Here is a 12399-nt window from a genome sequence, read left to right as displayed (position 1 = left end):
TCGGAGGAGCGGTGGATGCGGGTGAGTGAAGCGTCGATGGCGCGATCGAAGATCGCGCGCTTCATCCGCGTGATGTCGGTTCCAATCGTGCTCGGCTGGCTGGTGTTGACGGTCGCTACCAATGTGTTGCTGCCGTCGTTGGAAAAGGTCGGCGCCGACCACACCGTTTCGATGAATCCGACCAGTGCGCCGTCCTACCTCTCGATGAAAAAGATCGGCGAGAACTTCCAGGAGTTCGAGTCCGACAGCAGCGCGATGATCGTGTTGGAGAGTGACCAGCCCCTCGGCGCTGATGCGCACCGCTATTACGACGCTTTGATCGACAGGGTTGAGGCAGACCACGCCCATATCGAACACGTCGAAGATTTCTGGGGTGATCCGCTGACTGCGGCCGGGGCTCAAAGTAATGACGGCAAGTCAGCATTCGTGCAGATATATCTCCGTGGCGATCAAGGCGAGAGCCTGGCGAACGAGTCCCTTGCAGCAGTTCGCGAGATCGTGAACTCGACGCCGGCTCCACCGGGACTGAATGTGTACGTCACAGGAAGCGCCGCGCTGTGGGCCGACCAGCAGCACGCCGGCGACAGCAGCATTTTGATGGTCACGATGATCACCTTCCTCGTGATCATCGTCATGTTGCTGTTGGTATACCGGTCGATCCGCACGGTCATCGCGGTGATTTTGATGGTGTTCGTCGTGCTAGGTGTCTCCCGCGGCGCCGTAGCCTTCCTCGGATATCACGAGATCATCGGGCTGTCGACGTTTGCGGTCCAACTGTTGACCCTGCTGGTGATCGCGGCGGCCACCGACTATGCGATCTTCCTGATCGGCCGATACCAGGAAGCCCGGGGAGCAGGGGAGGACCGCGAATCGGCGTACTACACCATGTTCAGTGGGACAGCTCATGTCGTGCTGGGTTCCGGACTGACAATCGCAGGCGCGATGCTCTGCATGAGCTTTACCAAGCTGCCGTACTTCAACACCTTGGGAGTGCCGTGCGCGGTCGGCACTCTGGTGGCGGTCATCGCCGCCCTCACACTAGGCCCGGCGGTAGTCGCGATCGGCAGCCGTTTCGGGCTTTTCGAACCCAAACGCGACATCAAATCCCGCGGGTGGCGTCGGGTCGGCACCCTGGTGGTGCGATGGCCGGGGCCCGTCCTGGTCGCGACGCTTGCTCTTGCTCTGGTCGGTTTGCTTGCGCTACCCGGTTACCAGGCGAGCTACAACGACCGCGTTTATCTGCCCGCTGACATTCCGGCCAATCTCGGCTATGCCGCCGCCGAGAAGCATTTCGGCGTGGCCCGGATGAACCCGGAACTGCTGATGGTGGAGAGCGATCACGACTTGCGCAACTCGGCCGATTTCCTGGTGATCAACAAGATCGCCAAAGCCATCTTCCGAGTTTCAGGCATCGCTCGGGTCCAGGCGATCACACGGCCCACCGGAAAGCCGATCGAGCACACGTCAATTCCATTTCTGCTCGGCATGCAGGGCACCACTCAGCAGATGAATGAGAAGTATCAGCAGGATCGGATGGCCGACATGCTCGTCCAAGCCGACGAGATGGCCAACACCATCATGACGATGGAGAAGATGTCGACGCTAACCGAGGAGATGGCGGCGACGACTCATTCGATGGTTGGCAAAATCAAGAACATGACCGTCGATATCGCCGAATTACGGGACAACATCGCCAATTTCGACGATTTCTTTCGACCGGTGCGCAATTACTTCTACTGGGAACCGCACTGCTACAACATTCCGATCTGCTGGGCGCTGCGGTCGATCTTCGACACGATCGACGGTGTCAACACGATGACCGACGACATCCAGGAGCTGCTACCGGATATGGAGCGCTTGGATCAGCTGATGCCCCAGATGGTCACGCTGATGCCGCCGATGATCGAGACGATGAAGACCATGCGGACGATGATGCTCACAATGTATGCCTCCCAGAAGGGCATACAGGATCAGATGGCGGCGATGCAGGACAACTCGAGCGCGATGGGTGAGGCGTTCGACGAGTCGATGAACGATGACTCGTTCTACCTACCGCCGGAAGTTTTCGACAACGAAGAGTTCAAGCGTGGCATGGAGAACTTCATCTCACCGGACGGCAAGTCGGTGCGATTCATCATCGAGCATGAAGGCGATCCGGCGACCAATGAGGGTATTTCGCGCATCGAACCCATCGGAACTGCGGTCAAAGAGGCCATCAAGGGTACGCCTCTGGAAGGTTCGACCATTTATCTCTCGGGCACAGCTGCGACCTACAAAGATATGAAGGACGGCAATACCTACGACTTGCTGATCGCCGTGATCGCCGCGGTGGCACTGATTTTCGCGATCATGCTGATCATCACGCGCAGTGTGGTGGCAGCCGCGGTGATTGTCGGCACGGTGCTCATTTCCCTGGGCGCATCACTCGGGCTCTCGGTGCTGATCTGGCAGCACATCATCGGTATCGATCTGCACTGGTCGGTGTTGGCGTACTCGGTGATCATCCTGCTGGCGGTGGGGTCGGACTACAACCTTCTGCTGGTGTCTCGCTTCAAAGAGGAGCTACATCACGGGCTGAAAACCGGCATCATCCGTGCGATGGCCGGAACTGGTTCCGTGGTGACATCGGCAGGCCTGGTGTTCGCCTTCACGATGGCCACATTCATGGTGAGTCCGATGATCGTCATGGGTCAGGCCGGTACCGCCATCGCGCTAGGGCTTCTCTTCGACACGCTGGTGGTGCGCTCGTTCATGACGCCGTCCATCGCGGCGTTACTTGGCCGGTGGTTCTGGTGGCCTCAAACCATCCGCACGGCCGCCTCGAGACGTCGTCTTCAGTCCAGGGGGATCGGTGCCCCCGCCTAGGCCGACGCCGCCAACGCCCTCTTGTCCTCGTCGGCGAACGTGTCCTCCAACTGCACCGGCGAGTAGTCGACGTCGATCTCAGCGAGCGGCCGCCCCCGTGCGCTGCTGATGGTTCCGAGTCGCCGCATCCCCTTGTCGGTGGCGTACGCCGTGAACTCGTCCATGGTGAAGTTGAACGGGATCTCCTCATAGAGCGCGAACGCGTCGTCGGTGTTGCGCAGCGCCAACGGTATGAGTTCTGACATCTGGTTCTCGAAGACCACCCAGTTGGCGTCGTCAGCGGCAACGTGTCGCCGGCACGTGAAGGTGCCCCACGCCATATGGCGGCGCTCGTCGTCCCCGATGCGACGGATCAGCTCCTGCATTCCGGGAAGAATGTTGTTGTCGACGCAAATGCGGTGCCACGCATAGTATCCCGTCAACGCCATCATCCCCTCGATGATGTGGTTGTACGTCGCCGAGGCCCGAACTTGAGCGGCCGGTGAGGGGTCCGTCGCCAGCGCACTGAGCGATTTCGGAAGCTCCTCGTAGAACATCTGACGATAGGACGGCAGATCGTCCAGATAGTGCTGCAGATCGCCCGTCATGCCGACGGCGTCGAGCCACATGCGGAACACCTGGGTGTGTTTGGCTTCTTCGAACGCGAATTGCGTCAGATACATCTCGTCGCCGAGGCGGCCTTCGGCCCGCATAGCCGCCATGAACGGCTGGATGTCCTGGGTGACGGCTTCCTCGCCCGCGATGAACTGGGCACATAGTCGAGTGGCCCAGTCCCGTTCGAGTTCCGACATCGCCTCCCAGTCGGCCCTGTCGCGTGAAAAGTCGATATCGGCCGGATTCCAGAATTTGGCATTGCCGCCTGCGAGCAACTTCAACGGAAGGCTGTCCCAGTTGAGGCCGCCTGCGGCGAGTGAATCAGAGTGGTTCCTGTCCATGGATCCGACTCTAGTGTGAGCACGGTCACAGTCAACGGTACGTAGAGCGGGCGCGCCATTTCCGGTAGCCGTGGTGGGTGGCGAACGCGCCGACGACGGCGGTGACGCACCAGATCGCGACCGCGACGTAGGCCAACGGTGAGTTCAGATCCCCGATCGATGCGCCCAATGCCGTGTAGACGAACGCCCGCGGTACCGAGCCGATGAAAGCGCCAACAGCCATCTGCCACAACGGGACCCCGAAAGCGCCGAACGCGTAGGAGGCGAGCGCGTCCGAGACGCCCGGGATGAAGCGCTGCCCGACGACGGCCCACAACCCGCGCCGCTGAATCAGGCTGTCCAGCCGATCGGCCCGTTCGGCGCCGAGCAGTTCGCGTGCGCTGGTGCGACCGGCGCGGCGGCCGATGAGACTCGCGACGATCGCCGTCCCCACGGTCGCGCCCAGCGTCACGAATAGGCCAAGTACGGGTCCAAATAGCACGCCGCTCCCCGCCGCCAGTATCGGCCCTGGCACGAACACCGCTCCGAGCAGAGCAGACACCACGACATAGGCGAGGGGAGCCGCGGGACCGGTCGCGGCGACGACGTCGCGCACGGCTTCGACATCGATCACCCTGGCGATCGCGACGAGGTAGAACAGCCCGAGCAGAAACGTCACGACGACGGCCAGGCGCGCGATGTGGCGCCGACGCGATGCGGGCGGCGGTTCTTCGATATCGGACATGCTGACTGCGATTGTGCCCGCTGCCGCCCTATCGACGCCCTTTCAGGGCGGGCAGCACCTCGTCGGTCAGCAGTTGGACTGACTTCCACGCCTCCTCGATAGGCATGGCGCCGACAAGCGGGTGCAGCACGATGTGATCGTCCGGATTCTCTTTCACGTCGGCGATCAACTGTTCGGGCGACATGAAGCGATATCGGCCCGCGGCCTTCACGTCCTCGAGAGTCTCGATCTTCTCTGTGCCGTGCATGAACGAGTGCACCTCGCCGCCGCCCCATCCCGAGTAGACGCGCGCTTCCCACAGGTAGTGCTCGCCGAGTTCAGCCCAGGCACGGTCGGGGTCCTCGTGCAGGAAGACCATTCCGCGACTGCGGGGTGGCTGCATGACGACGATCGGGGTCTGGCCAGCCTCGGCGCACAGTTCGCGGTAGTAGTTGGCGATCTCGGGTAGGTGGCTGGGCAGGTTGAGCGGTAGGCCGTGCCTGGCGGCCCGTCTCGCGGTGGCGCGCACACTGCCGCCGACGAACACCATTGGGTGGGGCCGCGTCAGTGGGCCCGGGGTGAAGTCCGGTGACGACCACAGCTCCGTCAGCTTGTCGAGCAGCTCGTCCATCAGGCGGCCGCGTTCGTCGAACGGCGTCCCGAACAACTCGTATTCTGCGGGCCGATATCCCATCCCGATCGTGACGATCAACCGTCCGCCACCGATTGTGTCGGCCATGGCGATGTCCTCGGCGAGCCGCACCGGATGCCACAGCGGTCCCAGCGTGCAGTCGACGCTGGCGATGACGCGTTCGGTGCGGGACAACAGGACCGCGGCGGTCATGATCGGATTACAGCTCCAGCCGTGCCCGCTCTGATGGTGTTCGTCGAAGCTGACGGCGCTCACGCCGCGGGTTTCCGACCAGGAACTGAGTTCCATCGCGGCCTGTATACGGTCGCGCCGCGCGGCCGGATCATCTTGTGGCGCGGCGAAATTGAATCGCAAGATCGCCATTGTCATTGAAATGCCTTCAGAAACGCGTCGAGGTCACCGAACACCGTACGGTCGACGATCTCGATCCGGACATCCTCGGGGGACCGGAAATACGCAAATACCGACGGTGCCTCACCATCGGTCGTGTGGCACATCTCCAGCGCGTATCCGAGCTCCTGCAGCGCGTCGACTGTCGCGCCGAAGTCATCGGTGAAGTAGCCGAGGTGGTGGACGGCGTTGTCCTTTGCGGTGGTCCACGGGGTGCCCGGAACCGCTTCGATGAGTTCGAGGTGTGGTGCCTGCAGCGAATACACGAACTGCATCTCGACGGTTTGCGTCCCTGAGACCGTGCGGATGGTCACCGGGCCCTTGATGGGTGTGGTCCAGGTGTATCCGGCTGCCGCCGTGAGCCTTTCGGCGGCCGCTGACAAGTCCGGCACCACGACGCCGGTGTGGTAGAAGTTCTCGGGCCGGAGCGGGTGCGTCATCGCTGCTCCTCGTTCACTGGCTGGTGGACGCGCCGTCGACGACGAACAGCGCCCCACTGGTATAGGAACTCTGCTCCGTGCACAGAAAGGCTATGGTCGCGGCGATCTCGGCGGGTGTGCCCAAGCGGCCCAGCGGGATTCGGGCGAGCTCCGCGTCGATGATCTCGGGCACCGCCTGGGCGAGTTCGGTCATCGGGGTGTCGATCACACCGGGCACGACCGCGTTGACCCGGATGCCGCGCGGCGCCCATTTCACTGCGAGGTTGTGCGTGAGGCTCGCGATGCCGGCCTTGGCGGCACCGTATCCGGGCACCATGGTCACCGCCCGCAGCGCCGACAACGACGACAGGAACACGACGCTGGCACCGCCCGATGCGGCCAGGGCCTTGCGCAGCCCGACGGTCAAGCGGTAGGGCGCGGTAAGGTTCAGCGCCACGGACGCGTCGAAGCCGTCGGGTTCGGCCTCGTTCAGTCCGCCCGGGAAGTTGGCGCCGGCATTGTTGACGAGCACATCGAGTGTGCTTGTGGCCGAAACCAACTCGTCAATCGAATCCGTATCGGTGAGGATGAGCTGCCGGTAGGTCATCCCGCTGAGGTCCGTGTCGTAGTCGCCGGGACCTGTTCTGGTGCCGGTGACGGTCACTGTGGCGCCTGCGTCGCGGAACAGCATCGCTGTCGCGTGGCCGATCCCGCTCGTGCCACCGGTGATCAGCGCGTTGGTTCCGGTGAAGTCGAAGGTGGCGCACGCGGTCATGAGTACTCTCCGATCTTCTTGGTGAGCCAGGCGGATTCCCAGAAGTTGGTGCTGGCGGCGAGTAGCTCCTGATGGGCGGTCTTGAGGACGGCGCGGGCGCCCGTATGGGTCGGCTCGGTACGGGTGACGGCCTCGGCGAGATGGATCGCATGCACCGGATCACCTGCCGCCAGCCGCTCTTCGGCCCGCGCGACGACGCGCTCGGCGCCGGCGAGGTCGACAAGGTCGGCGTTGAGTTCGTCGGGGCCGATTTCGTAAAGCTCTGTGGTCGAGCGGTGATGGAACCACCCGGAGTAGTTCTCCCAGATCGCCCGTACGTCCCACGACACCTTGCCGTAGCCCTGGCCGACCTCGAGTTCGGCGGGCAGTGTGATCTCCCGCATCAGGGTGTGCACGTCCGTGCCCGCGTTCATGCCGTCCACGGTCCGGTCATGCAGGTAGGCGATCGCGTCGCGCAGGCGGGTGAGTTCGGCGTGGATGCGGTCGGCGCCGCTGATCGGGTCGAAGTGTCCGGTGATCAGGACCTCCGGCCGAAGCTCGCGGACCCGCTCGATCGAGGCGATGGTAGTCAGTGGGTCACGGTAGCGGTCGCCACGCATCGTGACGAAGTTCGGGATGTGGCCGAAGACCGGTCCGAAGGTGTTGCCGCACAGGCATACCCGCTGTTCGGGAAGCCAGACGACCATCGAATCGGTGGTCTCGCCGCCCGGCGTTGCCAAGAGTTCGATGGTGCGCCCGCCGACGGTCAACGTCAGCGAGTCGTCGAGGTCGATGTCGGCGGAGTGTGCGGACTGGGTGGGCAGCCGCTTGCCGAACCGCTGCTGGATCGCAGCGATGCCGTTGGCGAGCTTGTCGGAGAATGCGAACGCGCTGTTGTTGGCGCGGTACGACAGCAGGCGCTCGTTGTCGTCACGCCAGTGACGCCAGTTGGCCTGCGCCACCACCTGAGTCTGCGGATCGCGCATCGTGTCGAGGCCGCCGACGTGGTCGTAGTGGCCCTGGGTGACGATGATGTAGCGGATGGGCGAGCTATCGACCGCGTCGAAATTCGCGCGGTGGACCTGGCTTTCGAATCCCATGCCGGTGTTGATGACGACGCGGCCGTCGGTCGTAGTCAGCAGGTACGTGTTCGACAGTCCGGGGGAGCACCAGATGCCGGGAGCGACCTCCTCGGCGTGTTCGGCCGCCGCCGGGGCGAGTGCGTCAGCGCCGGGACGGCTCCGGTAGATCGGTTCGTCGCTCACCTACTGTCCTTCCGGTCGCACATCGAATCGTTCGAAGTAGAAGGCGAATTGCGAGCGTAGTTCGTCGGGGGACACCCCGAAGTGCCTTTGCAATTCGTATCGGACCGACCCGTGCTTACCGCGCGGGTTGCTGTCCAGATAGGCCTGGAACGCCCTGCGGACCTTGGATGTCAGCTCGACGCCGGCGCGCGCGTAGAGGTCGTCGAGCAGATCGAACTCGTGGCCGTTGAGGTGGTGAAAGCTGATGTCGACACTGCGTTCCGCGGGGACCAGCGCCCGATCCCGCACACAGCCGCGCAGCAGTTGCTCGACCCGGTCGGCCCAGTAGTCCAGCAGCCACTGCGGTTCGATGCTGCGGCGGCGCAGCCGGTCGGAGTACGCCATCATCGTGATCGCGGACTGGATCACCGCGACCGGATCGCGGTGTGTGAAGGCCACGGTGGCGTCAGGGAACGTCGACATCAGCGGGCCGAGTTGTTCGCAGTGCTGCGGTGATTTGAGCACCCAGGTGCGGGGGCCCCGCAGGAACGTCAACGCCTGCAGCACCTTCTTCATGTACGCGTAGTGCCGCGTTTGGTCGAGTTCGAGGTAATAATCACGCCAGCCGGGGACGCGGGCGTGCCATTCCAGGACATACCCGGCGAAGTCCAGGTCGAGAATCTCGACTTCCTCTTCGATCGCCTCGGGAAAGCGGTCGTGCATGGCGGCGGTGGCCGGAGCGCTGACCATCATTGCGTCGTGTTCGTCCTTCGCGCGGGTGTAGCGCGGATCGACGCCGTGAACATCGGGGCCCTGGCCCGGGATCGGCAGCGGCTCTTGGCTTTCCCAGTACGGTAGCGCGCGGCGTCGAGGGTCGGCGGCCAGCAGGTTGACCAGATGCGTCGTTCCCGAGCGGGGCATCCCGACCACGATGAACGGCTTCTCGATCGGAATCGACTCGATTTCTGGGAAGCGCTTGAGCAGGTCGGTCAGCGACAGCCGGTTGCGCAGCAGCCGCACGATGCGTTGGCGCAGCGTTCCGCGGATCAGTTGGGTCAGGCCGTCGTCGTCTTCGATCGCGCCAACGTAGGCGGTGACCCGGTCCGAAAATCCGTCGTCGGCTGCGAAGTCGTCGGCTCGCGCTTCGGTACTGGCCTCGTTGATCATCTGTTCGATGCCAAGGTCGACGTGCCGGCTTTCGGTGTACTCGAGTATCTGCCTTTGGACGTCGGTCAGTTGCGGCGCGGTCAGATCGTCGAAGCTGAGCTCAGCAGTGCTGCCCATCGCCATTCCCTCGGATTGTTTGCGTGATTCGAATATTCGACATACCGTTCGATATTGTGACGCTGAACGTAGACGCCGGAAGCGACGGCCGTCAAGTGCCCTCTCCGCCCACCGAACGCGTCGTGGCGGTGATGCACCTGTTGGCCGGCGATCCGGAGCGCAGCTTCTCGCTGGCTGACATCTGTCGCAGTCTCGGCATCAGCCGCGCCACCGGTCATGCCATCCTGGCCACTCTCGCTCAGCACCGCTGGGTCGTCCGGCACGAACCGTCGGCAAGCTACTCGTGGGGTCCGGCCATCGGCGCGCTGGTCCGGCCGACCAACGACCGGGAATTCCGGCCGCTGCTGGAGAGCCTGTCCGAAACCGTTGGCGCGCAGGTCTTCCTGGCTCGCCGCGAAGCGGCGACGCTGGTGGTGACGGATTCGGTGGGGGATTCGCTTACCGCCCCGCGGGTGACGGCGGGGCTGCGCATGCCACTGGTCGCGCCGTTCGGGCGCGACTATGTGGCTTGGGCGGGGGAGCCGAGCATCAAGGCGTGGCTCGCCGGAATCGGTGAACCGTCTCCCAAGCTCCACAGGCGGCTGACCGCCGTGCTCGCCCAGGTGCGTGAGCGCGGGTATGTCATCGAACGGCTCAGTCGCGAATATGACCGCGTCTACCTGGCACTGCGCGCGCTAGCCGCAGACGGAGAGCCCGACGAGATCACCGCACGACTGGCCGGGACATTCGCCGATCTGGCACTGGTTGACTATCTGCCCGACGAACTCGACGCCGGTTCCGATCATCAGATCGCGACCATCTCTGCGCCCGTCAAGGATGTTGAAGGCGTTGTCGCGAAGTCGATCACCGTCGCGCCGTTCCGCAGTCTGACGGCCAAGGAGATTCGCAAGATCGGGACCGCGGTACGCGATGCCGCCCGCCGGATCGAGGAGGGCAACTGACGTTTGGAGTGACCTCGCCTCGTCAACGCTTGCGCAGTGAGCAGCGAATCGACAGCACCAGCGCACACCCCTGAAGACCACGCCGAGCCCGACGGCAAACTCAAGCGAAAGATCACCGGGCCGCTGCTGTTCATGTTCATTCTCGGCGACGTGCTGGGAGCGGGCATCTACGCCTTGATGGGTGTGCTGTCTGAGGATGTCGGCGGAATGTTGTGGGCACCGTTGCTTGCCGCCCTGCTGCTCGCTCTGCTGACGGCGGGATCGTATGCCGAGCTCGTCACGAAGTACCCCAAGGCGGGCGGCGCAGCGGTTTTCGCCGAGCGCGCGTACCGCCGGCCCATGGTGTCGTTTCTTGTCGGCTTTTCCATGCTTGCCGCCGGTATAACAAGCGCTGCCGGGCTCGCGCTGGCTTTCGCCGGCGACTATCTCGCTACGTTCGTAGACATCCCGGCGGTCCCGGCCGCTATCGGATTCTTGGCTCTCGTCGCATGCCTGAACGCCCGAGGGATCAGTGAGTCGCTCAAGAGCAACGTCGTGATGACGGCTGTCGAGCTGACCGGTTTGCTCATTGTCATCATCTCGGTGGCGGTCATGGTCGGCGGCGGTCGTGGCGACACTGGCCGCGCTTTGGAACTCCCCGAGGGCACGACGCCGGCGCTGGCGATCCTTGCCGGCGCGATCGTCGCGTATTACTCGTTCGTCGGTTTCGAGACGTCGGCCAATGTCGCCGAAGAGATCCGGAACCCGAGCAAGGTCTATCCGGCGGCGCTGTTCGGCGCCCTCATCACTGCGGGTGTCATCTACGGCCTGGTCGGAGTCGCCAGTGCGACGGCTCTGCCGTCCAGTGAGCTGTCCGCGTCATCGGGTCCGTTGCTGTCCGTCGTGGCGGCGTCCGGCGTCGGTGTACCGGACTGGCTGTTCAGTGCGATCGCACTCGTCGCAGTCGCCAACGGCGCCCTGTTGACCATGATCATGTCGAGCCGGCTTGCCTACGGCATGGCCGAGCACGGGCTACTTCCCGGCGTGCTGGGCCGCGTGCTGCCGCAGCGGCGGACGCCGTGGGTGGCGATTGTCGCGACGACGGCGGTGGCGATGCTCCTCACTCTGGTGGGCGACCTGTCGACGCTCGCCGAAACCGTCGTGCTGCTGTTGTTGATCGTCTTCATCTCCACGAACGTCGCTGTGCTGGTCCTGCGTCGCGACACCGTCGAGCATTCTCATTTCAGGGTATGGACGGTCGTGCCGGTGCTCGGCGTAGCGTCCTGCGTCCTGCTGCTCAGTCAACAAACCGCCAAGGTGTGGCTCTTCGCGGCCATTCTGTTGACGCTTGGTGTGGTGCTTTACTTCTCGGCGCGAGCGGCAACGCGACGTGCAGACCGCTAGCTGTCCCCGTTGACCCGCTCGTGCACAGTCATGATGAGGTGATCGAATTCGGTACGGAGCGCTGATGTCGCCGATGTCAGGGCGTCGAGTTCGCTCACGAGTTGGGTCGCCAGCGCGCGCAGCTTCGTGTTGTTCTCCTGCGATCGCCACTGAAGAAGCTTGAACGCCTGCTCGTCGTTCATGCCGTAAACGAGCCTCAGCGCTCCCTTCGCCTGTTCGATCGCGGCGCGCGCTTCAACGAGCTTCGGCAGAGTCTCGTCGAGAATGTCACGACTGGTTTCTTTCAAGGCCGTGGTCACGTCGATGTAGTGGCCGCGTGCACCCAAAACTCCGTTGGAGTCGAGCACGGGGTCCACGACCACGATCACGATGTGCTCTCGACCGGTCGTGTCGCAGAAGCGATGCCAGACGGAATGCGACTCGCCTGAATTTCGAACCCGGTCAAGGAGTTCCTGCAAGCCATCTCGATCTTCGGGATGCTGGTGCGACGACACGAGCTCGGTTGTGACCGCAATCGATCTGGGTGCGTAGCCGTGCATCCGATACACCTCGTCGGACCATTCCCAGCGGGGATCGTCGAACCAGAACCAGAAACTTCCGACCCCTGAAACGGCGCCCGCACCGTTGACGCGGGTTTCAGTTGCACCGAGTCCGGCGGGCGTGCGCGTGAACCTTTTCCTGACCGGATCGCGGTCACGGCCGTCACCGGGTGCACGCATGATGTCACTCCCGCTGTGTAGATTGCCTGTATATGGTGAGCAGATAATCTATTGCTGTAGCGATAGATTTTGTATACCACCCACAGCTAGACTTATGCAACAGCGTCGGC

11 protein-coding genes are annotated in these 12399 nt (G+C 63.5%); 3 read left to right on the top strand and 8 right to left on the bottom strand.

What is annotated here, in order from left to right; genetic code table 11:
• Positions 1-15: 15 nt before the first annotated feature.
• Positions 16-2865 (top strand): RND family transporter, encoded by a 2850-nt coding sequence (locus tag ACIA48_RS09610; RefSeq protein WP_396730101.1) that lies wholly within the window; start codon positions 16-18, stop codon positions 2863-2865.
• On the opposite strand, the gene ACIA48_RS09605 is transcribed toward ACIA48_RS09610, so the two are convergent.
• From ACIA48_RS09605 to ACIA48_RS09575, 7 genes are read right to left on the bottom strand one after another with little or no spacing between them, the layout of a single operon-like run.
• The gene (locus ACIA48_RS09605) at positions 2862-3800 is read right to left on the bottom strand and encodes a R2-like ligand-binding oxidase (protein ID WP_396730099.1); all 939 of its coding nucleotides are present in this window, start codon (positions 3798-3800) and stop codon (positions 2862-2864) included. The genes ACIA48_RS09610 and ACIA48_RS09605 overlap by 4 nt on opposite strands.
• 31 nt (positions 3801-3831) lie before the next feature.
• Positions 3832-4524, bottom strand: coding sequence for a TVP38/TMEM64 family protein (locus ACIA48_RS09600; RefSeq protein WP_396730098.1), 693 nt, complete (start codon positions 4522-4524; stop codon positions 3832-3834).
• Between the two features lie 28 nt (positions 4525-4552).
• Positions 4553-5524 carry an LLM class flavin-dependent oxidoreductase gene (locus ACIA48_RS09595; RefSeq protein WP_396730096.1) on the bottom strand — a complete coding sequence of 324 codons (972 nt, stop codon included), beginning with the start codon at positions 5522-5524 and terminating at the stop codon, positions 4553-4555.
• The gene (locus ACIA48_RS09590) at positions 5521-5985 is read right to left on the bottom strand and encodes a VOC family protein (RefSeq protein ID WP_396730094.1); all 465 of its coding nucleotides are present in this window, start codon (positions 5983-5985) and stop codon (positions 5521-5523) included. Before ACIA48_RS09590 ends, ACIA48_RS09595 begins: the two co-directional genes overlap by 4 nt.
• 13 nt (positions 5986-5998) lie before the next feature.
• The gene (locus ACIA48_RS09585) at positions 5999-6739 is read right to left on the bottom strand and encodes an SDR family NAD(P)-dependent oxidoreductase (protein ID WP_396730092.1); all 741 of its coding nucleotides are present in this window, start codon (positions 6737-6739) and stop codon (positions 5999-6001) included.
• Positions 6736-7983 (bottom strand): alkyl sulfatase dimerization domain-containing protein, encoded by a 1248-nt coding sequence (locus ACIA48_RS09580; protein ID WP_396730090.1) that lies wholly within the window; start codon positions 7981-7983, stop codon positions 6736-6738. The genes ACIA48_RS09585 and ACIA48_RS09580 overlap by 4 nt, the downstream gene beginning before the upstream one ends.
• Entirely contained in the window at positions 7984-9246 is a 1263-nt protein-coding gene (locus ACIA48_RS09575; protein WP_396730089.1) for a sulfotransferase family protein, read from the bottom strand.
• Positions 9247-9302: 56 nt separating this feature from the next.
• Between ACIA48_RS09575 and ACIA48_RS09570 the strand changes: the two genes are divergently transcribed.
• Together ACIA48_RS09570 and ACIA48_RS09565 are read left to right on the top strand one after the other, a co-directional pair.
• Entirely contained in the window at positions 9303-10187 is an 885-nt protein-coding gene (locus ACIA48_RS09570) for a helix-turn-helix domain-containing protein (RefSeq protein WP_396730087.1), read from the top strand.
• Between the two features lie 36 nt (positions 10188-10223).
• Positions 10224-11570, top strand: coding sequence for an APC family permease (locus tag ACIA48_RS09565; RefSeq protein WP_396730085.1), 1347 nt, complete (start codon positions 10224-10226; stop codon positions 11568-11570).
• Here ACIA48_RS09565 and ACIA48_RS09560 read toward each other — a convergent pair.
• Entirely contained in the window at positions 11567-12289 is a 723-nt protein-coding gene (locus ACIA48_RS09560) for a PAS and ANTAR domain-containing protein (RefSeq protein WP_396730083.1), read from the bottom strand. The two genes, ACIA48_RS09565 and ACIA48_RS09560, sit on opposite strands and share 4 nt — an antisense overlap.
• Between the last annotated feature and the right edge of the window lie 110 nt (positions 12290-12399).

The sequence above is a fragment of the Mycobacterium sp. NPDC051804 genome (assembly GCF_044452905.1).
Classification (GTDB): Bacteria; Actinomycetota; Actinomycetes; order Mycobacteriales; family Mycobacteriaceae; genus Mycobacterium.
The sequence above is the reverse complement of the archived record's forward strand: the minus strand, read 5'-3'. Positions and strand labels throughout refer to the sequence as shown.

Excerpts from the sequence above, each read along its gene's own strand:
- ACIA48_RS09610 (WP_396730101.1), top strand. The coding sequence starts at position 16 with ATGCGGGTGAGTGAAGCGTCGATGGCGCGATCGAAGATCGCGCGCTTC.
- ACIA48_RS09605 (WP_396730099.1), bottom strand. The coding sequence starts at position 3,800 with ATGGACAGGAACCACTCTGATTCACTCGCCGCAGGCGGCCTCAACTGG.
- ACIA48_RS09600 (WP_396730098.1), bottom strand. The coding sequence starts at position 4,524 with ATGTCCGATATCGAAGAACCGCCGCCCGCATCGCGTCGGCGCCACATC.
- ACIA48_RS09595 (WP_396730096.1), bottom strand. The coding sequence starts at position 5,524 with ATGACAATGGCGATCTTGCGATTCAATTTCGCCGCGCCACAAGATGAT.
- ACIA48_RS09590 (WP_396730094.1), bottom strand. The coding sequence starts at position 5,985 with ATGACGCACCCGCTCCGGCCCGAGAACTTCTACCACACCGGCGTCGTG.
- ACIA48_RS09585 (WP_396730092.1), bottom strand. The coding sequence starts at position 6,739 with ATGACCGCGTGCGCCACCTTCGACTTCACCGGAACCAACGCGCTGATC.
- ACIA48_RS09575 (WP_396730089.1), bottom strand. The coding sequence starts at position 9,246 with ATGGGCAGCACTGCTGAGCTCAGCTTCGACGATCTGACCGCGCCGCAA.
- ACIA48_RS09560 (WP_396730083.1), bottom strand. The coding sequence starts at position 12,289 with ATGCGTGCACCCGGTGACGGCCGTGACCGCGATCCGGTCAGGAAAAGG.